This is a genomic window from Chryseobacterium sp. Marseille-Q8038 (assembly GCF_965111995.1).
Window position 1 is genome coordinate 1,390,394 of record NZ_CBCOPN010000002.1, and the last position, 25,835, is coordinate 1,416,228.

Annotated in this window: 21 protein-coding genes; 11 read left to right on the top strand and 10 right to left on the bottom strand. The window is 36.2% G+C overall.

The features are described 5' to 3' along the window. Positions 1 to 34: 34 nt before the first annotated feature. The 9 genes from asnB to ACWPWS_RS20335 all read right to left on the bottom strand — a co-directional run bounded on the left by asnB (position 35) and on the right by ACWPWS_RS20335 (position 11,695). Positions 35 to 1,933 carry an asparagine synthase (glutamine-hydrolyzing) gene (asnB, locus tag ACWPWS_RS20295; protein WP_454047716.1) on the bottom strand — a complete coding sequence of 633 codons (1,899 nt, stop codon included), beginning with the start codon at positions 1,931 to 1,933 and terminating at the stop codon, positions 35 to 37. A 66-nt stretch (positions 1,934 to 1,999) separates the two neighbouring features. After that, positions 2,000 to 3,253, bottom strand: a complete 1,254-nt coding sequence (locus tag ACWPWS_RS20300; protein ID WP_454047717.1) for a lipopolysaccharide biosynthesis protein — start codon at positions 3,251 to 3,253, stop codon at positions 2,000 to 2,002. Between the two features lie 5 nt (positions 3,254 to 3,258). After that, positions 3,259 to 4,392: a glycosyltransferase gene (locus tag ACWPWS_RS20305; RefSeq protein WP_454047718.1), complete on the bottom strand. Its 1,134-nt coding sequence runs from the start codon at positions 4,390 to 4,392 to the stop codon at positions 3,259 to 3,261. A gap of 98 nt (positions 4,393 to 4,490) precedes the next feature. Further along, positions 4,491 to 4,979, bottom strand: a complete 489-nt coding sequence (locus ACWPWS_RS20310; RefSeq protein WP_454047719.1) for a hypothetical protein — start codon at positions 4,977 to 4,979, stop codon at positions 4,491 to 4,493. A 110-nt stretch (positions 4,980 to 5,089) separates the two neighbouring features. Further along, entirely contained in the window at positions 5,090 to 6,226 is a 1,137-nt protein-coding gene (locus tag ACWPWS_RS20315) for a hypothetical protein (RefSeq protein WP_454047720.1), read from the bottom strand. A gap of 14 nt (positions 6,227 to 6,240) precedes the next feature. Next, a complete protein-coding gene (locus ACWPWS_RS20320; RefSeq protein WP_047377320.1) occupies positions 6,241 to 7,026 on the bottom strand; it encodes a (Fe-S)-binding protein in 786 nt (261 codons plus the stop codon). A gap of 89 nt (positions 7,027 to 7,115) precedes the next feature. Next, on the bottom strand, positions 7,116 to 8,453 hold the full coding sequence (locus ACWPWS_RS20325; protein ID WP_454047721.1) for a 4Fe-4S dicluster domain-containing protein: 1,338 nt from the start codon (positions 8,451 to 8,453) through the stop codon (positions 7,116 to 7,118). 8 nt (positions 8,454 to 8,461) lie between these two features. Beyond that, positions 8,462 to 9,412 (bottom strand): MlaD family protein, encoded by a 951-nt coding sequence (locus ACWPWS_RS20330; RefSeq protein WP_454047722.1) that lies wholly within the window; start codon positions 9,410 to 9,412, stop codon positions 8,462 to 8,464. A 129-nt stretch (positions 9,413 to 9,541) separates the two neighbouring features. After that, the gene (locus tag ACWPWS_RS20335) at positions 9,542 to 11,695 is read right to left on the bottom strand and encodes a SurA N-terminal domain-containing protein (protein ID WP_454047723.1); all 2,154 of its coding nucleotides are present in this window, start codon (positions 11,693 to 11,695) and stop codon (positions 9,542 to 9,544) included. 260 nt (positions 11,696 to 11,955) lie between these two features. Here ACWPWS_RS20335 and lon point away from each other — a divergent pair, with 260 nt between their 5' ends. The 3 genes from lon (at position 11,956) to ACWPWS_RS20350 (ending at position 16,192) form a co-directional block, all read left to right on the top strand. Beyond that, the gene (lon, locus tag ACWPWS_RS20340; protein WP_209786703.1) at positions 11,956 to 14,361 is read left to right on the top strand and encodes an endopeptidase La; all 2,406 of its coding nucleotides are present in this window, start codon (positions 11,956 to 11,958) and stop codon (positions 14,359 to 14,361) included. 208 nt (positions 14,362 to 14,569) lie between these two features. Beyond that, positions 14,570 to 15,682 (top strand): AI-2E family transporter, encoded by a 1,113-nt coding sequence (locus ACWPWS_RS20345; RefSeq protein WP_034692644.1) that lies wholly within the window; start codon positions 14,570 to 14,572, stop codon positions 15,680 to 15,682. A 132-nt stretch (positions 15,683 to 15,814) separates the two neighbouring features. Beyond that, positions 15,815 to 16,192, top strand: coding sequence for a DoxX family protein (locus tag ACWPWS_RS20350; protein ID WP_454047724.1), 378 nt, complete (start codon positions 15,815 to 15,817; stop codon positions 16,190 to 16,192). A 116-nt stretch (positions 16,193 to 16,308) separates the two neighbouring features. On the opposite strand, the gene ACWPWS_RS20355 is transcribed toward ACWPWS_RS20350, so the two are convergent. After that, positions 16,309 to 17,667: an acyl-CoA dehydrogenase family protein gene (locus tag ACWPWS_RS20355; protein ID WP_209786701.1), complete on the bottom strand. Its 1,359-nt coding sequence runs from the start codon at positions 17,665 to 17,667 to the stop codon at positions 16,309 to 16,311. Positions 17,668 to 17,875: 208 nt separating this feature from the next. On the opposite strand from ACWPWS_RS20355, the gene ACWPWS_RS20360 reads away from it, so the two are divergent. The 8 genes from ACWPWS_RS20360 to ACWPWS_RS20395 all read left to right on the top strand — a co-directional run bounded on the left by ACWPWS_RS20360 (position 17,876) and on the right by ACWPWS_RS20395 (position 25,778). Continuing rightward, the gene (locus ACWPWS_RS20360) at positions 17,876 to 18,787 is read left to right on the top strand and encodes a DUF4349 domain-containing protein (protein ID WP_454047725.1); all 912 of its coding nucleotides are present in this window, start codon (positions 17,876 to 17,878) and stop codon (positions 18,785 to 18,787) included. A gap of 156 nt (positions 18,788 to 18,943) precedes the next feature. After that, a complete protein-coding gene (locus tag ACWPWS_RS20365) occupies positions 18,944 to 19,819 on the top strand; it encodes a TraB/GumN family protein (protein ID WP_454047726.1) in 876 nt (291 codons plus the stop codon). A 24-nt stretch (positions 19,820 to 19,843) separates the two neighbouring features. Next, entirely contained in the window at positions 19,844 to 20,353 is a 510-nt protein-coding gene (locus tag ACWPWS_RS20370; protein ID WP_209786698.1) for an RNA polymerase sigma factor, read from the top strand. Then, positions 20,343 to 20,948 carry a hypothetical protein gene (locus ACWPWS_RS20375; protein ID WP_209786697.1) on the top strand — a complete coding sequence of 202 codons (606 nt, stop codon included), beginning with the start codon at positions 20,343 to 20,345 and terminating at the stop codon, positions 20,946 to 20,948. The genes ACWPWS_RS20370 and ACWPWS_RS20375 overlap by 11 nt, the downstream gene beginning before the upstream one ends. A gap of 206 nt (positions 20,949 to 21,154) precedes the next feature. Then, positions 21,155 to 22,795, top strand: coding sequence for a glucose-6-phosphate isomerase (gene pgi / locus ACWPWS_RS20380; protein WP_454047727.1), 1,641 nt, complete (start codon positions 21,155 to 21,157; stop codon positions 22,793 to 22,795). 47 nt (positions 22,796 to 22,842) lie between these two features. Next, positions 22,843 to 23,727, top strand: coding sequence for a bifunctional 5,10-methylenetetrahydrofolate dehydrogenase/5,10-methenyltetrahydrofolate cyclohydrolase (locus ACWPWS_RS20385; RefSeq protein WP_034692667.1), 885 nt, complete (start codon positions 22,843 to 22,845; stop codon positions 23,725 to 23,727). A gap of 7 nt (positions 23,728 to 23,734) precedes the next feature. Then, complete coding sequence (locus ACWPWS_RS20390; RefSeq protein WP_454047728.1) at positions 23,735 to 24,364, top strand: 7-carboxy-7-deazaguanine synthase QueE; 630 nt, start codon at positions 23,735 to 23,737, stop codon at positions 24,362 to 24,364. Between the two features lie 43 nt (positions 24,365 to 24,407). Further along, the gene (locus tag ACWPWS_RS20395) at positions 24,408 to 25,778 is read left to right on the top strand and encodes an exopolysaccharide biosynthesis polyprenyl glycosylphosphotransferase (RefSeq protein WP_209786694.1); all 1,371 of its coding nucleotides are present in this window, start codon (positions 24,408 to 24,410) and stop codon (positions 25,776 to 25,778) included. Positions 25,779 to 25,835 lie beyond the last annotated feature (57 nt).

Genomic DNA, 25,835 nt, shown 5'->3' on the forward strand with positions numbered 1-25,835 from the left:
ACAAAGGTAAAATATTAATCTTTAGGCAGCTTCTTTATTTTTCAAAATATTTCTGGTACCATAGCTCAAAAGTAACCAGCTGCCATATTTTCACCCAGTCGTATTCATGTTCCTGATGATTCCACCACTCATCAATCACTGCAGCATTGAAGAAGTTTCTCTTCTTTAAACTTTCAAGATTTTCAACAATAAAATCTCTTACTCTTTTTTCGTTTTTAATGAAATAATTAACAGGAAATGAAAACCCTTTTTTAGGCATATTCAAAACTGATTCAGGAAGATATTTTTCAGCGGTTTTACGCAATAAGGGTTTATTCTGAGTGCCATTAAATCTAATATTCTGGAGCAGGGCTGATACATAATCAATAAGATTGTTACTCAGATAGGGATAACGAAATTCGACACTGTATTTCATGGCACTCAGGTCATCGCGAAAAACGTGGTGAGAAGACAGTGAATATTTCATATCATATTCAAAATATCCGGAATAGTTTTTTGTTTCCGAAAGATGATACTCTGAAAGTTCTGAATTAATTTTATTGTAAATATACGGCTGTATAAGGCTTTTAGCTTCCAAAGGCATCATACTGATCTGGCTTTGTCTGAAAAAGTCAAACATATCATCCTGAGAGAAATAGTTTTTCACCCGTTGCGAAAATTTGTCTTTTGTGAAGATCAATGGACTTAGAAAGTTAAAATTCCTCATCAGAAGCCATCTGTTGAGCTTCAGCGTATGGGAATAGCCTGCAAAAAGCTCATCGGCACCATTTCCGCTTAATACCACTTTAAAATCGTTATCATGTGCATATTTTGCCGCATTGAGTAAGACTTCAAAACTGCTGTAAGGTTCTTCAAAATGCTGAATATTTTCTTTAAGCTGTTCCAGCGCTTCTTCATCACTTACTTCCTTCACTTCATGGGAAACCCCAAAATGCTGAGCTGCCAGAGACGCATTTTTCACTTCTTCCTCAGAAAACGGATAAGAGATGGTGTATGTATTAATATTGGCATTAAAAGATTTTGATTTTGAAGCAATTAAGGTAGAATCTATTCCACCACTCATCATAACTGCTACAGGAACATCGGCATATAATTGTTCTGAAATACTTTCGGAAAGAAGTTCGTCTATTTTTTTTACCGCTTCTTCCTGAGAAATATTCTCCGCAGACGGTGAAGGCAATTTCCAGAATTTTTCTTTGATAATTTTTTGATTCTTTAAGTCAACGCTCATAAAGGAAGCTGGTTCCAGAGAGAAAATACGCTGAAAGCAGGTTTGTGGAGCCAGTGTGGTCTGAAAAAGAAAATTGGTATACACTCCATCCCAGTTGATTTCTGGTTTTACCCATTCATTTTTCAGTAATGCTTTTATTTCTGAAGCCCAAACCAGCCCTTGTTCACTCTCATGATAAAATAAAGGTTTCATCCCTACTCTATCCCTTGCCAGTATAAGCTTTTGGGAGATAAGATCCACGATACAAATCGCAAACATCCCATCCAGCTTTGCAAAGGTTGAATTTCCCCACTCTTTATAAGCCTTGAGAATAACTTCTGTATCAGAAGTGCTGTGGAAAGTATGTCCTGAAATTTCAAGTTCTTTTCTTAATTTTTTAAAATTATAAATCTCTCCATTAAATGTAATAACAATCTGCCCATCTTCTGAAAGCATGGGCTGATGGCCTTTTTCAGAAAGATCAATAATGGATAGCCTGCGAAAACCTAAGGCAATATTGGAATTTATTTCCTGTAAAACCGGAAACTGTTCTTGAATTTTTTGAGTAGAATCATTTCCTGAAAAACAAAGTCCATGGCTATGATCATATAACCAGAAACCTTCATCATCCGGTCCGCGATGTCTGATTGCCTGATTCATTTCCAGAATATTTTTTGAGGAAATACTTTTATGAAATGAATAATAACCACTGATTCCGCACATAGTAAAGACTTAATAGTTTTGTAAAAATAGGGAAATGACTTTATTTACCGTTCGTGTAATGAGTAATTATTTCTTCAATAATTTTTGTTTTAAAAGCTGTATTTCTTCTTTGGAAACCATATAATCTTTCCAACTCAATGAGGTGGAACTATAAAATTTTCGGAACAACAGAAAAGCTGAAACCAAATAAGATGAAGTAGTGGCAATACATGCTCCTAAAATTCCCCATCTGGGTATTGCAATGAAAGAAAAGACCACTGTAACGACCAATCCGAGAATTGATTTAACATTGAGAATTCTAAGTTCTCTCATTCCTGAAAAGTAATGCCCAACCATATCACTTACGGCTATGGCAAAAATTCCCGGTGATAAGAGGAGCATAATTTCTTTGGTTTCTCTGAATTCTTTCCCAAAAATCATCTCATAAACCTGGGAAGGGATAATAATAATTCCCAGTACAAAGCCTATCATTAAAATAAATGTCAGCTTTAAAGACTCTTTGGTTTTCCCTATGGATTCTTCCTTACTTTTACTATTCACGACATCAGAGTATAAAACAACAGCGATACTACGGGTAATCGTCCATATGGCTTCTGAAAAAGTGACCCCAATGGAAAAAATCCCTACGCTGGCGATGCCTTCAAAGTATTCCAGGAAATAAAATGAAAGTCTGTAATTAAGAAACTGAACGAAAGCACTCAGCTGGGTTTTCCAGCCATATTCAAACATATTTCTGGCAACCTCTTTACAGAATGATATTTCGGAAATATTACATTTTCTGATGATCTGAAAAAAGCTGGTCAGGAAAAGAAGAGCAAGACACCCAATCTGTGCAAGAAAATAGACTGAAACGTCTTTTTTCCCAATCACGTAAACAAGTATTCCGATAAAGATAATATGTACAAGCTGCTGTAAAACGGTATACACGTTAAACTTTCTAATATCCTGTTTTCCAATAAACAAACTGATATTAGTAGACAAAAGGGAAGAAAAAACAGAGATTCCGATAAGATAAAAAAGATATTCACTCTGAATAGAAGCCAGACTGAATAAAAACGGGATCAGAAGTCCTGTGAGAAGAGACCACAGATAAGCATACAATAAGACTTTTTCTATTTTAAATCTTGAAGCAAAATAAGAAGCACTGCTCCCCGAAAAGATACTGCTGAAAAAGCTCACAGCAGCAGCATTGGCAACCACAATAGAAATGGTTCCCTTTCCTTCACTACCCCACATATTCGTAGAATAGATCACCAATCCGAAACTCAGGATCAGAATAAGAAAACGGGAGACAAATGTTTTAATGATAGTAAGCTGCATGGTGATTATTTATCAATAGATCTATTCACAAAATCAACGAAGGAACCTTTTATTCTACCCCAATTATATTGTTCTTTAAATTCTTTCCTGGCATTGAGAGCATGTGCATGATATGACTCAGGATTCCTGATATAATTGATGATAATCTCCGAAATAGCTTCGGCATGATGAGGATCTACGAGACTGCCAAACGAAAGTGTCTCCAGATGCTTCCGGATTCCTTTTAAATCTGAATAAATCACCGGCTTTCCTGATCCCATAAAATAAAACAGTTTTATGGGCAGAGAATGATTGTTTTCAAAATTAATTTCCCGAAGATCAAAGCATATATCTGCTTCTGCCAATGATTCTGTAAACCTTTCAAAAGCTGTTGGTTTTCGTATCTCTATATGATCAAAAGAATATTGCTTCAGTAATGTTGAAAAATAAAGTTCATCATCTCCATCTACCGTTGATCCGATAATCAGAATCCTGATATGAAGCGTGGGCATTTTCTGACGAAGCTTATCTATTGTACTGAAAAAATTTTCAATACCCTTATCTTTAGAAATCTGACCTGTATAGCAGAGCGTAATCGTATCTGTATCCAGCTGTTTTATGCTTTCCTGAATATAAATAGAATCCGGATAGTAGGGAAGAATCATTTGTTTTTTGAATCCAAAAAAATAAGCCAGCGGAAACTTTTTGGTTGTTTCTCCAAAAATGAAATGAGTGCTTAAAAAACCAGCATACAACTGGATAAGAGAAAATTTTACCGTTTGAAAAATTTTAGCCGGAAACCGGTACTTTTGAAGCATAGACAGGGAAGGATACCATTCTGTAACATCATAGATACAGCTTATCTTGTTTTCTTTTACAAAGTTCCTTACTGCTACAATAGCCAGAGGTTCAGAGCAGATGATACATTGGGGTTGAAAATCATTACAGACTTTCCGGAAAGTCTCCATTTTACGATCTATACTTTCCTCCAGGACTGCATAAGATTCTATCTCAATTCCATCTATAAAACCTTTATACTCTGCCTGTAAACTGCATATTTTTACTTCATACCCATTATCTCTAAGAGCTTTGGCCTGATGATAAAAAATCCGGTCATCATTATAGCTGTGGGAAGTCGTTAAAAAAAGTACTTTAGGCATTAGTCTCTACTCGAATCTATACAAATATACATTAAAACAAAAAAGTGGAAATATATTTTCCACTTTATGATTATTCTACTGTATCAGGATAACAGCGATTATTTTATAGAAGCCGCCCAGCTCTTCTCCAAAGGAAGCAGGAAGTGACTCAAAAAGTCCAGATAGGTATTTTTTGAGAAGTCAAAAACCTGTATATCTTCTGAAAATTCTCCAGCTCTCAGCTTCGTTTTGAAATCTATTAATTTTAAAGTTTTCACTTCCCCATTTTCAACAAAGCTTGCTTTCATTCTGTCAAAAAGACCTAGTTGATACTCTTCATCAATTTCTCTCATGATCTTCCCTAAAGCATCAATACTGCATCCTGAAGCCATTTCTTTTTCTTCATCTACACATACTATGATAAACTGATTCTTTTCAATTTTAAATGAAGAAGAAAGCGGTTTTCCATGAGCAGCCCATGTGGCAAGGAAATCAAAAAGTTTTTCAGTGATAGCTTTTGCTTCTTTGGTTTCAAAAGGTCTTGAAGCCGGGTATATAATAACTCTGTAGTCGTTGGTTTCTACAATATTAGATTCTTCGATTTTCATAATGTAAATATTTATTTTTCAGGAACCTGAACACGTATCATCAATTCCGGTTATTGAACAGAATATGAATTGAACAGTGATGGTAAATCCCTATCTTCTAAAAGACAAAATTACGCAATTTTCTCCAGTTTAAGATCATTGTATTTTTTGCTCAGTACATAAAGCATCATCATGAAAAGCGGAAAAATAAACGGAAAGAAAAACCTTAACGCTGCTGACTGCGGAAAGAAAAAGAATTTGATATACACATTGATCAGAAAAAGAACTGAGATCATTCTTACCCAAACATCTTTGGAGCGCCAAAATATAACTCCAATCATAATGGCTACGGATAGCGTTACCTTTTTAAAGTAGATAATTTTAATGTAAATAATACTCAGATAGTCTTTTAAACTAACATCAATAGGATGTGTTGAGATAATAGGTCTTCTATCGATAAAGGTATCATAGAAGAGATCTTTCCATCCAGGATAATGATAAAACTTAATAATGATCAGGTACATGATCAGAAGAACTGTTCCCTGTGCGATAAAGGAAACATCAATTTTCTTTTCCTGAAAATACTGGAAAAAGAAAACAGCGATAATATAAGTGAGAGTGAATGTGATATAATCCGGCCGTATAAAAGTAATCCCAAAAAGAAGCACAAACATGGCCCATTTGCTCCATTTTTTGAGCAAACCAATAATAAAGATCAGCATAAACTGAAAAATAAACATATCAGGTGTAGAAACTCTGGACATATAGGTCATGGGTGGTAATAGCATGGAAGCAACCGTTAATATTACCGCAAGCCAATATTTCTTCGGAAACAGCAGTTTTAGAATATAAAATAATAATACCCCTGAAAAAAAGTACGAAATAAGGCTGGTAAACAGGACTGCCATTGGAGATGAAAGCCCAAGCTTATAAAAGAGAGTGATAACAAGAATATACCCTACTTTAATCTGAAAATAGGGTAATTGTTCTGTAAAAGATTGTGTATTTTTTACGAAATACTGCCTTGGAATATCCCATTGCTTTATTCCAATGATGTCTGTATAATGTTCTGCAGGAGCCTCTTTTTTTATTTCCTGATAGGTAATGATTCGAACTTTATCCGGTGAGTCCGGGAACTCAGATGTATACATACTTCCCATGTAGCCCGGCATATCCCAATCATATACTCTGTTTTGATAATTCCAGAATGTAAGAAGAGCAAGTATTGAAATGATCAATAAAAAGGAGAGTCTCCATTTCACCTTCATAACCTTTTATAAGATTATAAGTCTTCTGCTTCAGCAAGAAGTTCAACAATATCTTTTACGGCTACTTCAGTATTTTTGTTAAAGTGTTTTACCCCATCTGTCATCATGGTATTACAGAAAGGACATCCTGTAGCAATTACCTTAGGTTCAAAAGATAGAGCTTCTTCTGTTCTTTCAATATTGATGTCTTTATTTCCTTTTTCAGGCTCTTTAAACATCTGTGCACCTCCTGCTCCACAACAAAGTCCGTTGGTTTTACAACGTTTCATCTCTACAAGTTCTGCATCCAGTTTCTCAAGAAGCATTCTTGGCGCTTCATATTCGTCATTGGCACGTCCCAAGTAACATGGATCATGGAAAGTAATTTTTTTCCCTTTGAATGCACCTCCTTCAATTTTCAGCCTTCCTTCTTCCATTAATGTTTTAAGGAACTGAGTATGGTGTACCACGTCAAAGTGTCCACCTAAGCTTGGATATTCATTTTTCAAAGTATTGAAACAGTGAGGACAAGCCGTTACAATTTTCTTTACTTCGTAAGCATTCAATACTTCGATATTGGTAAGAGCCATCATCTGGAAAACAAATTCATTTCCGGCTCTTTTTGCAGGATCCCCGGTACAGCTTTCTTCCTGTCCCAGAACTGCAAATTCAACACCTATTTTATTTAATATCTTGCAAAATGCTTTTGTAATTTTTTTAGCACGGTCATCAAAACTTCCCGCACATCCCACCCAAAATAAAACTTCCGGGGCTTTTCCTTCGGCAGCATATTCTGCCATTGTTTTTATATTGAAATCCATTTCTTTTTCAGTTTGAAAATGTGAGAATTTGGAGATTTGAAAATGATCTAGACTGGTATCAATTTCAAATATTCAAATTGATTAATTATCTAGTTTTCTGTTGCCCAGTTCAGACGGTCAGCCTGGTTATACTGCCAAGGAGCAGCGTTATTTTCCACATTGGTCATCATCAGATTCAGTTCCTGTGGAGCAGCAGATTGTTCCATCACCAGGAATCTTCTCATTTCAAAAATAATGGAAAGCGGGTCAAGCAATACCGGACAGGCTTCTGTACATGCGTTACACGTGGTACAAGCCCAAAGTTCTTCTTTTGTGATATAGTCGTTCAACAGTTTTTTACCGTCATCAACAAATTTTCCGTTTTGATCGATATTTCTTCCTACTTCTTCCAAACGATCTCTTGTTTTCATAAGGATTAATCTTGGAGAAAGTTTTTTTCCGGTAATATTAGCAGGACAAACAGAAGTACAACGTCCGCATTCTGTACAAGAATAGGCGTTCAGCAACTGTACCTGGTTCAGGTCGAAGATATCTTCAGCACCGAATTTAGAAGGTACATCTGTTTCTGCTCCTTCAGCCGGAGCAGCATAAGGATCTGCGTTAGGATCCATCATTAATTTGATCTCTTTTGTAACAGATTCAAGATTGTTGAATTTTCCTTTTTTATCAAGATTTGCATACCATGTGCTTGGAAATGCAAGGATAATATGCAAGTGTTTTGAATAGTAAAGGTAGTTCATGAAGAAAAGAATTCCTACAAAGTGAAACCACCAGGCACCTTTTTCGGTGAACATCAAAAATCCATTATCAAAGCTGAAAATTTCTAAAAACGGAACCAATGTCATCTCACTGATTGGGAAACTTCCATGTTCTGGCAAAACACCTCTTGATTGCAAAATAAAATCTGATGCATTCATCATAAAGAAAGCCATCATTAGGGCAAATTCAATAATCAAAATCCAGTTGGCATCATTTTTCGGCCATCCAAAAAGTTCTTTCATTGTCAATCTTTTCACTCCGTAAAAATTTCTACGAATAAAGAAAACGACAACACCAATTACCACCAAAAGTGCTAAAACTTCTAATGTTGAAGTGAAGAAATTATAAAATGTATGTCCGAAAATGCTTGACAAAAAACGGTGTGTTCCAAATATTCCATCAACAACGATTTCTATTAATTCGATATTAATAATCACAAAACCTACATATACAAAAAGGTGCAAAACTCCAGCTACAGGACGTGCCGTCATTTTACTTTGTCCCATAGCCACACGAGCCATAGTTTCCCAACGTTCTCCTTTTCTGTCGTTTCTATTGATTTCGTGACCCAATCTGATATTTCTATAGATCTTCTGCAGGCTTTTGGCAAACAGCCCAAATCCTGCCACTAATAAAATCAGGAAAATAATGTTATCAATGTACTGCATAAGGCGTATTAGTCTTTGTTATTTTTACCGAAAACCGAGAAGTTGATGTATCTCTTCGGATTCGCTTTCATATCTTCGATCAATGAATTCAAGTTAGTAGAAGCCGAATTCAGGTTGTTATAAAGCTGATCATCCTTCATCAGTTTACCTAAACTACCTTCGCCTTTATCAATACCACCAATCACCTGATTCAATTTTCCTACAGTAGCATCTAAATTGGCAATCGTTGCATTCAATTGTTTCGTATCAATACTCTGAGCCAGGTTACCATATTTATCCAGAGTAACTTTTCCACTTTGCATGGTAAGGCTTGCATCATCCAATACTTTCTGTAATTTAGGATCATTGTGTCCTACCAGGTTGTTTACACTCCCTGCCGTAGTTTGCAACGCGCCTACTGTTTTATTAAGATTGGATAGTAAAGCTTTTATTTCAGCTCTGTTCTGAGCGTCAAAAACCTGGTTTGCATTGGCCATTAAAGAGTCAACCCTGTGTAGTACTACCTGTAATTGATCTTTTACCGGACCTACCTGAGAAGAAAGACTTCCCAATGTTCCAAGTTTGAAAGCTCCTTTCAGGGTATCACCGTCCTTTGCAGTAGGGCCTCCATACATAAGGTTTACTCTCATTTCTTTACCAGACATTAATCCTGGTTCAAAAATCTCCAATGATGAATTTTTTGAAAACTCGAATTTGTTATCAACTGTAATTTTTACGACAAAATTAATTTTTCCATCTTTTGCAGTTATAGGAATAATCTTATCTACCTGTCCTACTTTCAGACCATTAATAGAGACTGCCGAAGACTGTGCCAGACCTTCTACATTATCATATTTTGCGTAAAATATATTGTCGGTAGTAAAAAGGCTTTTCCCTTTCATAAACTGAAACAACACCACAAAGCCTACAATAGCTAGAAGTGCAATCACACCAGCTTTTAATTCTTTACTGAACTTCACTTGCTAATTTTTTTCTAATAAGCAAATATAATACATTTTAAATAAATCTTTTCCTTTATTGTTCTGCGTTAAATACAAAAAAAGCGACAAAAAAATTTGTCGCTTTTAATATTTATAGAAATGAATTTCTTATTGTTGCTGATTTCCCAGCTTATTCCAGATCTCAATTCTGTAATCCTCGATATCTGCATTGTCCTGAAGACTCTTCATCCAAGCCTGTCCGAACATTCCTGCATTTCTCTGAGTAAGAGATTCTGTAAACTGCTTAAGATCTCCAGGCTGTTTGTTTACTGTTTCTGATTTCTTAACCAAAACATAAACTCCTGTTCCTCCTTCAACCGGGTTAGAAAGTTTACCTTTTGCAACACCGAATGCTGCACCAGCTACTTTAGGTTCCATAGCACCAGCTACAGAAGGGTTCAGTAAATTCACCTGAGCGGATTGTTTTGGAGCGGCAAACAATTTAGCAATCTGATCTAAACTAGAAGCTTTTGCTGCTGCAATTTTATCAGAGATTTGTTTTGCTGCCAATTTATTTTTAACAAGAACTTCAATCTGGTCTCTTACCGATTCCGGATCAGCAAGACCTGCATCCTGTTTTCCGTTCAGATATACTACAATTTTATCTCCTGTTCCGTCTACTGTAAATAATTCAGTATCTCCTTTTGTTCTTTTCTTATCGAAAGCCCAAGTAAGGATATCAGCATCTTTTTCAGTACCTAAGCCCTGAAGCTGACCTTCAAATCTTTTTGCTGCTTTTGGATTGGAGAACTGATAGTTTCCTTTCTTAGCAATGTTCACAAAATCGTTGAAAGATTTCCCTTGAACCTGCTGAATAAATTTTCTTGAGTTTTTGTCTGTTTCAGCTTCAGTAGCATCTGAAGGTTTGATTGCTTTCACAAGGTTAGCAACTTTATACCCCATTGATCCTGATTTCTTATCTTCAATATTGATGATATGATAACCGAACTGTGTTTCTACTACACCTGTAGCTCCTTTAGGATTGCTTGCAAGATAAGCAAGGAATTCAGGAACGAAAGGTGTTTCCGGAGTTGTCCACCCTAAGCTTCCGCCTTGTGCTGCAGAATTCGGATCGCTTGAAAGCTTAAGGAATTCTGTAAATTTAGCAGGAGTCGCTTTTACAATAGCACCAATAGAGTCTGCCAATTTCTTAGCCTGTTCTTTGGTTCTTGTTACTCCTTCACCTGCAGGACTTCCTTTGAATGCAATAAGGATATGTCTTGATAAAGTAGAATCTGAAGGTCTTTTACCAACCAATTTAGAGACTACATATACATCTTGTTCTTTATAAGGGCCAAAAGTCTGACCAACTGCCGCCGCCGTGATCTGATCTTTGATTGTTGGAGGCAATTGAGCAGGATTCAAATACTGAGGATTGAATGGTGCATCAGAGTTTGCCGCCACAAACATAGAATCGTTTTTAGTATTTTGGAAGTTTTCAGTTCCTCCACTTGCATCTGTACCTCCTGAATATAATTTGGTAATTTCTTTCAGAACTGCGGCATCATCTGCTGCACTAGGTTTAGATGGGAAAAATACAATACCGATATTTCTGCTTGGCTCTGCTTTGAACATTACAGGGTGCTGCTTGATGTAATCAGCAAGATCTTGTGTGGAAACATTGATCTTTGTTTTTTGAAGATACGCTGCATAATCTACTTTCACAAAGTCGATATCTGCAAGCTGATCTCTCTGCTTCATCAATTCTTCAGCTTCTTTCTTACCTGTAGTAATACCTGCTGAAAGATTAGTAAACACCTGTCTTGCCATAAGTCTGTACTCGATTGTCTTTCTTGTTTTCAACCATTGAGTATATCCTTGAGGATTGGTGTTTTGTAATGTTTCAATTTCTTTTTTAAGCTCTTGAGTTTTAAAATTACCTTTCTCATCAAAAAACTGTTGATTCTGGGCAAACATCTGATCGTACTGGATTTGATTCCAGAAATAATCATCAGTCATTTCAAAGCCCAATTTTTCAAACTGTTGTTTGATAAGTTTAGATTGTACAAGTAACTGCCAAGCCTGCTCTTCAAGACCGTTTTTCGGACGACCTTGCTGTTCAGCCTGCTGCTGCAACACGAAAAGCTGATCATTGAACTCTTCGCGGGTGATTTTCTCACCGTTTACTTTTCCTAAAACGTCAGGATTCTTACCAAAAACCTTGTCGATACTATCCGGGTTCACCAAGAACGCCAAAAGCGCTAAGGCTATTACTCCCATTAAAAGCCAAGGCTTACTCCTAATCTGTCCTAAAATTGCCATTTTATAAATTATAGTTTTTTATCAGTTTGCGAAAATACACATTTTTAAGAAATTACAGAAACAGAACTGCTTTATTTTGATTTTTAATGCAAAGATTAACTAAAAAAGGAAATTTTGACCGTATTTTTAAGTAAAAAACAAATGGCATAAGTATTGTGCATCTTTAGAATATTATAATATGCCACACGTTTTCAGAGTATATTATAAAAAATCCTTATAACGATAAAAAACGAAAATGACAATTTGTCATTCGATTGACTATGACAGAATTTGAAGATATTAGTTTAGAAGAAATGATCAGTGACGGATTTGATATCGTAGCTGAAGAAATCAATCTTTCCGACTTCGCAGAGACTGATAAAAATTCCGAACAGAAAATATTCCCTATACTTCCGGTAAGAAATATGGTTATGTTCCCTAACGTGGTAATTCCTATTACTGCAGGAAGAAAAACCTCAATACAGCTTCTTGAGGAAGCACAGAAGAACGGGGATTTTATTGGAATTGTAAGCCAGAAAAATTCGGATCTGGAACAACCTTCCGAAAAAGATATTTATTCTACAGGTACGCTGGCTAAGATCATTAAGATCATTAAGCTGCCGGAAGGCAATATTACGGCTATTACCAAAGGATTCCACAGGTTTAAGATTAAAAAGATCATTGATAACCAACCTTACTTCAAAGCAGAAATATCAAAATTAAAAGATACCCGACCTAAAGATCAGGAAGAGTACGAAGCATTGCTGGAGAACATCAAGGATCTTGCATTAAAGATTATTGAACTGGATCCCAATATTCCCAATGCCGCGAACTTTGCCATCAAAAATATTAATAATAATGATGATCTTCTGAATTTCATCTGTACCAATGCTAATTTTTCTTCCATAGCAAAGCAAAAGCTTCTTGAAGAGAAAAGTTTGATGACCAGAGCCAATCAGTGTTATGAAATGATGCATGAGGATTTCAGAAAGTTGGAACTGAGAAATCAGATTCATCAGAAAACCTCAAAGGATCTTGATAAGCAACAGAGAGAATATTTTCTGAATCAGCAGATCAGAACCATCCAGGAAGAATTGGGAGGCGGACCTGAAAGCGATGTTGAGGACCTGATAGCCAAGGCAAAAACCAAAAAATGGAGTAAGGAAGTAGAGGAACATTTCCAGAAAGAAATCGGCAGACTACAGCGTCAGAATCCTAATTCTCCGGACTATAATGTACAGAGAAATTACCTGGACTTCTTTACGGATCTTCCTTGGGAAACATACACAAAAGATGTTTTTGATATTGCTAAGGCTGAAAAAGTGCTTGATAAAGCTCACTTCGGATTGGAAGATATTAAAAAGAGAATTCTGGAGCACATGGCTGTTTTAAAATTAAAAAACAACATGAAATCTCCAATTCTATTATTGGTAGGGCCTCCCGGAGTAGGTAAAACGTCTTTAGGAAAATCCATTGCAGATGCTTTAGGAAGAAAGTATGTAAGATTATCTTTAGGAGGGCTTCATGATGAGAGTGAAATCCGCGGACATAGAAAAACCTATATCGGGGCTATGGCGGGAAGAATTTTGCAGTCTATCAAGAAATCCGGTACTTCAAACCCGGTGATTGTTCTTGATGAAATTGATAAAATCGGACAGGGTCTTCATGGGGATCCAAGCTCAGCACTCTTGGAAGTTCTTGATCCTGAGCAGAATAAATCTTTCTATGATAACTTCCTGGAAATGGGTTATGATTTATCTAAAGTAATGTTCATTGCTACGGCTAACTCACTTTCAACGATACAAACTCCTCTTCTAGACAGAACGGAAATTATTCAGATTGCCGGTTATACTTTGGAAGAAAAGATTGAAATCGCTAAAAGACATTTAATCAAGAAGCAACAGGAGGAAAATGGTCTGGATGCAAAATCATTTAAACTCGGAAATGCAGAGCTTAAACATATTATTGAAGCACATACTTCAGAAAGTGGAGTAAGAACGCTGGAAAAAAGAATTGCGGCCGTTGGAAGATGGGTAGCGCTTCAGACAGCACTGGTAAAAGAATATGATCCAAAAATTTCATTGGAAAAAGTAGATGAAATCCTTGGCGTTCCAAGACCGAAAAGTTTATCTGAAATCACAGGAGTTCCCGGTGTAGTGACTGGGCTTGCATGGACAAGTGTAGGCGGAGATATTCTTTATATTGAAAGTATTTTAAGCAATGGTAAAGGAGCCTTAACGATGACAGGAAACCTGGGAACGGTGATGAAAGAATCGGCCACTATTGCTTTGGAATATATTAAAGCTAAGCATGATGAGCTGGGAATTCCTCAGGAAGACATTGAAAAGAAAAATATCCACGTGCACGTTCCTGAAGGAGCGACCCCGAAAGATGGACCATCTGCAGGTATTGCCATGCTGACTTCTATGGTTTCTTCATTCAAAAACAAAAAGGTAAAACCACACCTTGCCATGACGGGAGAAATTACATTAAGAGGGAAAGTACTTCCTGTAGGAGGAATCAAAGAAAAGCTGCTGGCTGCAACAAGAGCCGGTATCAAAGATGTTATTCTTTGTGAAGCCAACAGAAAAGATGTAGAAGAGATCAAAAAAGATTATCTGAAAAACCTGAGGGTACACTACGTCAACAGAATGGAAGAAGTCATTGACATTGCCATTGAAGAATAAAACAACTTATAACATATTAACTTCTCAATAAGGAAACACGTTCTGATATTCAGGGCGTGTTTCTGTTTTTAGAGCCAAAAGTACAATTCTCCTTATTCGGTGGAATAAAATTTGCTACAATACAAGAAAATCCTGAAGGATTGAATAAAAAATTTTTCAATTCACACGGGTTTTCTTATTTTTATTCCACACTGCATATTTTTAGATTATGAATTTTCTTAGACTTCCTTTCCTTGTCAAGCTTACGCTCGTGGTGGTTTCCATCATTGGACTTGGCTATCTTCTGGCGTTAGGACAGAGTATTTTAGCTCCGTTTTTTCTGGCATTCCTTATGGCTATGCTGTTTTTGCCAGCAGCAACTTTTATGGAAAGAAAGTTAAGATTTCCAAGATCAATGTCTACCATGACCTCAGTGTTTATTATGCTGATGATTCTAAGTGGTATTATTTATTTCTTTACCAATCAGCTTTCTGATTTCAGTAAGGATCTTCCACACCTCAAGGAACAGTTTACTACTGTTTTTAACAGCCTTCAACATTGGGTTTCGAAAACATTTAATGTGAAAGTGGATGAACAGGTGGATTACATTAACCAGGGATTAACTAAACTACTGTCTTCTTCGGGAGTCATTTTAGGTTTTACATTTGGGATTTTTTCAACAGGATTCGGCTTCATTATATTCTTCACCTTGTTTTTTATCTTTATTTTAAATTACAGAAGGCTTTTAAATAATTTCATCGTTACTGTTTTTAACGAAAGACATAAAGCGAGTGTACAGGAAGCAGTAAATGAGATTCGAATCATGACCAAGAAATATATCTTCGGACTCTTTCTTCAGGTAATTATCGTATCTGTTCTTACTTCCACCCTCCTTACAATTCTGGGAGTGAAATATGCGATTCTTTTAGGAGTTCTGACAGGATTACTAAACGTTATTCCGTATCTGGGAATCTTTATCTCACTTTTAATTTCCTGTTTTATAGCATTTGCCACTTCTACTCCTTCAACATGCATTTATGTTGCTTTAGGATATATTGCAATTCATGCTGTAGATGGTAATATTGTTCTTCCATTTGTTGTGGGTTCTAAAGTAAAAATCAATGCGTTATTTTCTTTTATTGGAATCCTTTTAGGGGAACATCTTTGGGGAATTGCGGGAATGTTCTTGTGTATTCCGGCCATTGCTATTATTAAGATTATCTGTGAAAGAGTGGATGATCTCAAACCTTGGGGAAGATTGCTCGGAGAAGAGCCAAAACCTCATAAAAAGAAGAAAAGTTATAAGATTTCCAAAAATATTACGCTGAAGGAAATGGATTGACCGTGGATAATGGAGAGGGAAATTACACAAAAACAACCACCAACACACATTAATGATTGATTTCATATTTTATGTTGAATAAAATACAATATATCCTATTTTTATTTTACATTTGATATAAAATCATCAATCATGAAAGTAATAAAATTCATTTTATGTTTGCTTTTCGGGCTTATGTTTATTAATGCCGGGCTTAACAAGTTTTTTAATTATATGCCCATGGAGAAACCCACTCCTGAGCAAATGAAACTCTTCGCTGCTTTTAGCGAAATCAGCTGGCTGATGCCTTTGGTAGGTATCGTGGAAATCATTGGCGGATTATTATTTATTTTCCCAAAAACAAGAGCATTAGGTGCCATTGTTATTCTGCCTGTCATGGTAGGAATTGTTACCCATGTTTTCACGATGGATAAATCTCCCATGGGAATGAGCATTGCTGGAATTATGTTTCTGATTAACCTTTGGATGATTATTGATAATAAGGAAAAATACGACCATTTAGTTTCGTAAGGTGCAGAAGACAATAGATTGTAGGTAATAGGTTGCAGGTTGCAGCACCAGTAAACTTCAGATGAAGCCTATTGTTGCTTTTCACTACCTGTAACCTATTATCTGCCACCTGCTCCCTATACAAAAGCACTGAAACCTGTAATCGATCTTCCTACGATGAGCGAATTAATTTCTTTTGTCCCTTCATAAGAATAAATAGCCTCTGCATCGGCAACAAATCTTGCAACATCATATTCCAGCAGAATTCCGTTTCCTCCCATCACTTCCCTTGCTCTGGAAACAATATCTCTTGTTCTGAGTGTGCAGAAAACTTTTGCAAGCGAAGCATGTTCATCTTTTAAAATTCCTTCATCCTGCATTTCGGACAGTCTGAAAACCATAGTCTGCATGGCAGTAAGGTTAGACAGCATTTCTACCAAATGTCCCTGTATCATTTGAAATGAGGCAATAGGTCTTCCAAACTGTTCTCTTTTTCGGGTATAATCCAAAGCACTTTCGTAGGCACCACGCGCACAACCTGTAGCCATCCATGCTACTCCTGCTCTGGTCATTCTCAGGACTTTTCCGGTATCTTTAAAGGAATTGGCATTCTGCAGACGGTTTTCCTCGGTTACCAGACAGTCTTTTAAAGTAATTAATCCGTTTTGGACAATCCTTAAAGCCATTTTCCCCTTGATTTTTTCTACAGCGTATCCCGGATTATCTTTTTCTACAATAAATCCTTTCACTTCTCCGCTGTCCAGATCTCTTGCCCAGATTATGATCAGATCCGCGAATGTGGCATTTCCAATCCATTTTTTCTGGCCGTTAAGAACCCAGCCTTCCGGTGTTTTTTTACAGGTCACTGTAAGTCCTCCTGCAGCGCCTGAACCTACTTCCGGTTCCGTAAGCCCGAAAGCGCCTATTTTTTCAAACTTCTGCATCTGCGGAAGCCATTTTTGTTTCTGTTCTTCAGATCCGCAGATATAAATAGAACCCATCGCCAATCCAGACTGTACTCCGAAAAATGTTGCAATGGAAGCATCTACTCTTGCCATTTCCATCGCAATAACTCCTTCCATCAGAAAAGGCATTCCCGGACAGCCATAACCTTCATAGGTAACGCCGCAAATATCAAGTTTTTGAAATTTAGGAATCAATTCGAAAGGAAATTCATCTCTGAGCCAGTAATGGTTTACCAAAGGTTTTACTTCTTTTTCCATGAATGCTCTCACTTTAAGCTGAATTTCACGCTGTTCAGGAGTAAGCGTATGGTAAATATCATAAAAGTCTCCATCTATGGGAGGAAGTTCTTTTTTTTTCTTTTCCGGATCAAGCATTTTCATAAGCCCGGAAAGCTGTTTATCATCCAGTTTTGAGAAATTCTGCATCAGTTTGGGCAGATCTACCTTTTTAGAAATGGCACTCAACTGATCGAAATCTATGGAGGTAAATAATTCTATTGCGTTTCTGATTTTGGAAAAAGTATTCGACATAATGATAGATTGTAGTTTTGGTTTGTAAAAGATAAGCAAAAATTGCTCCGAAAGCAATGACTAGAAACCAAGTCTATTTTACAAAATACTAAATTTCAATTCATTACAACTGAAAATTTTGTTTACAAGCTTTTTACTTTTGATTTTCAAGCGTTACAAAAGATCCTGACTGAACTTTGATCTCAGGAAAACAATAAAAATTAACGTTATGAAAACTACTTACATTAAACTATCTCTGGCTGCTGCTCTTTTATTAGGAATTTATTCATGTAAAAAAGGTGAAGTTGCCTCAACGGATCTTGAAGCTTATGCTACTACAGACTCAGCTGCTGTTGTTGTTTCGGATAGCATCTCCTCTGTAGCCAGTATGAAAGTAAAAGACAAACAGTTTATCAAGACTGCAGATGTCAATATGGAGGTAAAAGATGTGTACAATACCACTATTGCCATTGAAAAATCTGTACAGGAACTTGGAGGTTTTGTCACCAATAGCAATCTTCAAAGTAACGTAGTTTCTGAAAACACTTACAACACATCTAGTGAAGAAGCTATGCTGGTCAAAAAATATCAGACAGAGAATAGAATGCAGGTACGTATTCCTACGGAAAAGCTTGGTGAACTGCTGACGGCAATCAATACAAACAAATTATTTTTGAATTCAAGATCTATCAATGCGGAAGACGTGACTGCGAATATCAAATATTCTGAACTGGAAGGAAAAAGAAATCAAAAAACTTCTGAGAACATTAACAAACTGAAAACAAATAAGGACAAGGTAAAGCTTGATGACGAGAATATGTCTGAAGGAAACCTTCAAAAACTGTCAAGTATGAATATGACAGATGATTTGAAATACAGTACTATTGATATCTACATCAAAGAACCTCAATTACGTATCGCTGAAATTGCTGTTACCAATACCACAAACATCGATAATCAATATAAATACAATTTCATTTACGATGCTAAAGATGGCTTTGTTTACGGATTCTACCTGATTCAGAGAATCATAGTTGGTCTTATCAATGTCTGGCCTATTCTGTTAATTGCAGCAGCCATCATTTATTTTGTAAGAAAAAGAAAAACTTTAAAATCTGAACAGTCCAAAATTCAGGGATAAAAAACACTCCTAACCAATTGGTTATCATCATAATTTTAGATTTTACAACCTCTCCTTTTTGAGAGGTTTTTATTTTTTTTAATAAAAAAGTGTAACGATTGTAATGCCTGCTTTACCTACTCTTTAAAAGAACAGAAAATCAAAAAAATTAATACAATGAAAAATTTAATAAAACTTGGATTCGCAGCATTATTATCAATAAGCACAATAACTGCAAAAGCGCAAAGCAACAATACGAACAAAGAAAACAGTCTTCTTTGGGAGGTTTCCGGAAACGGTCTTTCCAAGCCATCTTACATTAGCGGAACTTTTCATATCTTATGCAGTAAAGATTTTGAGATCAAACCTAAGGTATTAAAAGCGCTTGAGAAATCTGACAACTTTGTTATGGAAATCAATTATACGGATCCCGCTGAAATGATGTCATTACAGAAAATGTTTAAAGCAGATAAAAAAATATCGGATCAGCTTTCTCCCGAAGAAGCTAAAGAACTGAATACTGTTCTCGCTAATTATGGAACAGATCTGAAAAGTATAGATTCTTCAAGTCCTCAGGCTCTGTATGCACTGCTTTCTACCAAAGCGATTCCCTGCCCTCAGACCGAAGTAAAACTTTACGAAATGGAACTTCTTCAAAAAGCAATGAAAGATAAAAAAAGCATCAAAGGACTTGAAAAAGTGGAAGATCAAATGAAATCAATCAATGAAGCGTATGATCTGAAAAGCACAATCTCTCAGCTTAAAATGGACAAAGAATATCAAATATTGTTCAGACAGATGATTGAAGCTTTTAAAAATGAAAATGTACAATCTCTATACAGTCTTTTTAAGGATGAAAGATTCATGAATGCTCAACAGGAAAAGGCTATGTTGACCAACAGAAATCAAAACTGGGTAAAAGTAATGCCGGACATGATGAAAAAAGAAAGTTCTTTCTTTGCCATTGGAGGCTCTCATCTTATGGGTGAAAACGGAATTATTCCTCTTCTACAGGCAAAAGGCTACACGGTAAAACCTGTATCGAGCTTATAACACTAACCAAACCATGAAACTATTGTGAGTAATCCAACTGAAACTGCTTTTTTAAAGCTCGTTAACCAGCACAAGGGTATTTTATACAAAGCTTCACGGATCTATGCAGATTCTGTAGAAGACCGCGAAGACCTTCAGCAGGAGATTCTTATCCAGCTTTGGAAATCCTATCAGAATTTTAAGGGTAACAGTGAGTTTTCTACCTGGATGTATCGGGTTGCCATCAATACTGCAATTACCTATTTAAAAAAAGAAAAGAAAAGATCCAACAATCATACAGATGCTCCTGCTCATTTTGAAGTACAGCAGGAGGATTACAATCCTACAAAGGACAGGCAGCTGGAAATTTTCTACAATGCTGTTCAGGAGCTGAACTCCTTAGAAAAAGCAGTCATATTTTATTTCATGGAAGGGATGTCACACAAGGAAATAGGAAATAATTTAGGACTTAGTGAAGGCAATGCCCGCGTAAAACTCAACAGAACAAAAGAAAAAATACAACACATCATAAAAAAATCAGGTTATGAATTTTGATCAATTAAAAGAACAATGGAATAAAGAAGACAGTGATGTCCATATTCCTGATACCATAGAACAATTAAAGGAAAGTAAACATCCTATAGAAAAGATTCAAAAGAGTATGAAAAAGGAATTTCCTGCACAGGTTATTTCCATCATCCTTATTGGTTTCTTTCCGATGCTATTCCAATTTCCGCCTTCACAGTATACCATTTATTATATATCTTATGCTTTATTGGTGGTAGTATCCTGTTATTATTTATTCGGATTTTACCAATTTTACAAACAAGCGGAACTTTATACCGGAAACACAAGAAATAGTCTTTGGAAGATCTACCACGAACTCAAATTAAATATGGAAAGATACCAGTCGTTTGGATTCTTGTTACTTCCCCATTTTATAATAACATTAGGTTTAGTGGCATATAATCTTCTGGAGAAAAAAGGTGAATCGTTGGCGGATATTAGCCATCAACATCAAATATCCCTTATTTTATTAGTATTGATAGGCGTTCTTTCTGTTGTAGCAAGTATTATTTTATGGACAAAATATTTTTACGGACCTAGCGCCAAACAATTGGAAAATATCCTGAACGAAATGGATGAATAACATTTAAAACATCTATCATAAAACACTTTTTATACAACCTCAGAGCCTTTCTGAGGTTTTGTTTTTTAAAAAATCGTTATTTATCATCTTCAAATTTATCTGAGGTTTTATTTTTCCGTAAATTTGCAGATCAGAAATAAATCATTATGGATTATGAGCTATTTCCATCCAATACATGATTTTCTGAACGATAAAAATTCTGTAATATGCTATCAAAAATAAATCCAACACAAACTAACAGCTGGAAAGCACTTGATGAACACTTCGGTGGAAATGACTTTGATCTTAGAACTCTTTTCCAATATAATCCGAACCGTTTTAATGAATTTTCCCTGCAAAAGGACAACTATCTTTTTGATTATTCTAAAAACTTAATTGATTCAAGAACAAAGGAGCTTTTATTGCAATTGGCGGAAGAAAGCCAGCTAAAAGATGCTATTTCTAAAATGTTCTCCGGAGATAAAATCAATGAAACAGAAGGAAGAGCCGTGCTGCACACGGCATTAAGAGATTTCTCAGACCGTGAAATTATTGTGGACGGGGAAAATATCAAACCACAAATCAAAAGAGTTCTTGAGCACATGAAGTCTTTTTCTGAGAAAATCATTTCAGGAGAGCATAAAGGATTCAGTGGTAAAGAGATCACAGATGTCGTAAACATCGGAATTGGAGGATCAGACTTGGGACCTGTTATGGTTTGTTCGGCTTTAAAGCATTTTAAAACAAGACTCAACGTTCATTTTGTTTCCAATGTAGACGGAAATCATATCGCAGAAGTGGTAAAAAGCTTAAATCCTGAAACCACTTTATTCATCATTGCTTCCAAAACTTTTACGACTCAGGAAACAATGACGAATGCCAATTCAGCAAAAGACTGGTTCCTGAAAGCTGGAAAACAGGAAGATGTAGCAAAACATTTCGTTGCTTTATCCACTAATATTGAAGAAGTTAAGAAGTTCGGAATCGCAGAAGAAAATATTTTTGAATTCTGGGACTGGGTAGGTGGAAGATATTCTCTTTGGAGTGCTATCGGACTAAGTATTGTACTTTCTGTAGGATATGAAAACTTTGAGCAGCTTTTAAGAGGTGCTTTTGACACAGACCAACACTTCCAGACTGCCGAATTCTCTGAAAATATTCCTGTATTAATGGGACTTTTGGGAATCTGGTACCGTAACTTCTATGCAGCAACTACTTATGCAATCTTACCTTATTCTCAATATCTGGACAGATTTGCGGCTTATCTTCAACAGGGAGATATGGAAAGTAACGGAAAATGCGTAGACAGAAACGGTGAATTTGTAGAATATGAAACCGGACCTATCATCTGGGGAGAGCCAGGCACAAATGGCCAGCACGCATTTTATCAGTTAATCCACCAGGGAACAGAATTAATTCCGGCAGACTTTATTGCGTATGCAAAAAGCCCAAACAAAGTTTCGGATCATCAGGATAAATTATTAGCGAACTTTTTCGCTCAGACTGAAGCACTTGCCTTCGGAAAACTGGAAGAAGAAGTAGAAGAAGAATTGAGAAATGCAGGCAAATCTGATGAAGAAATAGACAGACTGATCAATTTCAAAGTCTTCCATGGAAACACTCCAACTAACTCGATACTATTCAACGAATTAACTCCTTTTTCACTAGGTCAGTTGATTGCTCTGTATGAACACAAAATTTTTGTTCAGGGTGTGATCTGGAATATTTTCAGCTTTGACCAGTTTGGAGTGGAATTAGGAAAAGTATTAGCCAATAAAATCCTTCCGGAGCTTGAGAACAATGAAGCAATAAGCTCTCATGACAGTTCTACCAACGGATTGATCAATTACTATAAGGAAAACAAGTAGTAAGTAAAAAGAAAGTAAAAGTAAATCTATAAAGTAAAAAAGTAAAAATGGCAGAAATTCTTGACGGACTTAAAGTATCCAAGGAAATTAAAGCAGAGATCAAGGTTGAAGTAGAAAAGATTCTCGCTAGCAAAAGAAGAGCTCCACATTTGGTGGCTATTCTTGTAGGAAATAACGGAGCAAGCAAGGCCTATGTAAACTCTAAAGTGAAAGATTGTGAGGAAGTAGGGTTTCAATCCAGCTTAATCAAATTTCCAAGCACAGTTTCTGAATCTGAATTATTGGAAAAAATTGATGAGCTTAATAAATCTAAAGCAGTAGACGGATTTATCGTTCAGCTGCCTTTACCGGATCAGATTGATCAGGAGAAGATTATCAATGCGATTGATCCTAGAAAAGACGTGGATGGTTTCCACCCTGAAAACTTTGGAAAAATGGCTCTTGAAATGGATACTTTCTTACCGGCAACTCCTTTTGGTATTTTAACATTATTGGAAAGATACAATATTGAAACCAAAGGAAAAGACTGTGTAATTATCGGAAGAAGTAAAATTGTAGGAAGGCCAATGAGTATCCTTATGGGAAGAAAAGATTTCCCAGGAAACTCTACCGTTACCCTTACACACTCCTATACAAAAGACATTGAAGAATATACAAGAAAGGCAGACATCGTTATTACTGCTTTGGGAGATCCGCATTTCCTGAAAGGAGATATGATCAAAGAAGGAGCTGTAATTGTTGACGTGGGTATTACAAGAGTAGATAATGATTCTCCAAAAGGATATTACCTTGCAGGTGACGTAGATTTTGACAGCTGTGCTGCAAAAGCAAGCTGGATTACACCGGTACCTGGAGGAGTAGGCCCTATGACAAGAGCAATGTTGATGAAAAACACCATCATTGCCTACAAAACTTCGGTCTATAACGACTAATTTTAAAATGAATAAAGAAGAAGATATTTTATTAAAAGAAGGTAAAATGCTCCCTGTAATGGAGCATTTTTACACTTTACAGGGAGAAGGAGCACACACCGGAAAAGCAGCCTATTTTATCAGACTTGGAGGTTGTGATGTAGGATGTCACTGGTGTGATGTAAAAGAAAGCTGGGATCCGGAACTCCATCCTCTGATGAATACAGTAGAAATTGCAGAAACAGCTGCAAAACATTGTAAAACAATTGTTCTTACGGGTGGTGAACCTCTAATGTGGAACTTGGATATATTGACTTCCAGATTGAAAGAACTGGGATGTACAGTACATATCGAAACTTCGGGAGCCTATCCTATGAGCGGACAGCTGGACTGGATCACCCTTTCGCCAAAGAAAACAGGATTGCCTAAAGAAGAGATTTATCAAAAGGCCAATGAGCTTAAAGTAATCATTTTCAATCAGCACGACTTTACGTTTGCTCAGGAACAGGCTTCAAAAGTTTCTGAAAACTGTAAGCTTTATCTTCAGAGTGAATGGAGCAAGAGAGATGATATGTATCCTAAGATCACAGATTTTATCCTGGAAAATCCGGAATGGCAGGCTTCTGTTCAGACGCACAAATATCTGAATATACCGTAAAAAAGTGTAAATTAGCCGGGCTTATCCGCTATAATACTGATAGATGCAGAGAATTCGATACTCTAGATACCTGAAATCAATCATTATGTTGCTTGACCTCATGGTTATTGCATCTATCTTCATATTCTTTTTTATAAGCAGAAACGAAAGTTTAAAATACAATAAAGAAACCTGGTATCAGAATAGTTTTTCTCTGATTCTGTTGTTTTTGTTCTGGGTGCTCCTGAGTGGTAGGACAAAAATATACAATATTCCGAGGAACCTTACTTATACCTTGTTTCTTGAACGCCTTTTAATCCATTTCCTCTTTTTTATACTTGGCGTACTGCTTATAGGAAAGGTAAGTTATAATGTATTTTTTAATTCGGATATTTACTGGCTTTCCCTTTATCTTTTTATTTCTATTTTCCTGGCAAAATCGCTGGTCTATTTCGCCATCAAATACTTACGATCCCTTGGAGCCAACTACAGAAATGTAATGTTTTTGGGAGATAATCATTCTACAGAGATCCTTAAGAATATCTTCACAGAACGTAAAGATTACGGATACAGGATATTTGAATACGAAAATTCTGATATCAATATTAATGAACTGGTTGCTTTCTGGAAAAAGAACGGGATTCATACCCTGTTTTTATCTCTGGAAAACTCTTATGATGAATGGATTCAGAATGAACTTTTCAAACTGGCAGAAGATAATAAGATTCATATTTCACTTATTCCAAGTATCACACAAAGTGATTTTTTCTTGTATGATCTTGGATATATACAAACTCAGCCAGTACTGAATCAGGCTAGATATCCTTTGGATTATTATTCTAATTTCCTGATGAAAAGAACGTTTGACATTTTCTTTTCTGTCATTATATTGGTTTTAATTTGCTCATGGGTATTTCCAATCATTGCCATTTTAATCAAAACTACTTCCAAAGGTCCGGTTTTTTTCCTTCAGAAAAGATATGGTTTCCATGAAGAAGTCTTTCATTGTTTTAAATTCCGTACCATGGTTGTTAATGATGAATCTACAACTAAAACCACCTCAGTAAACGACTCCAGGATTACCAAAGTGGGTAGATTTTTAAGAAAAACCAGTCTTGATGAGCTTCCCCAATTCATTAATGTATTGAAGGGTGAAATGTCTGTGGTAGGTCCGCGTCCCCATATGCTGGCTGTTGACAATTATTATAAACCCAAAATCGGAAGATACAGTTTAAGAAGCATGGTCAATCCGGGTATTACGGGATTAGCACAGGTGAATGGATTGCGTGGTGACTTCGGAGACGTGGAAGTAGAGATGAAAAAAAGAGTTCTGGCCGATGCTTTCTATGTAAGAAACTGGAGTTTTGTACTCGATCTGGTTATTATTTTGAAAACCGTTTTATTGGTGATAGGAGGAGATAAAAATGCAAAATAATAAACCGAATAAGGTTTATATTGAAATAATTTTAACACAAAACCAGGCTTTAGTCTT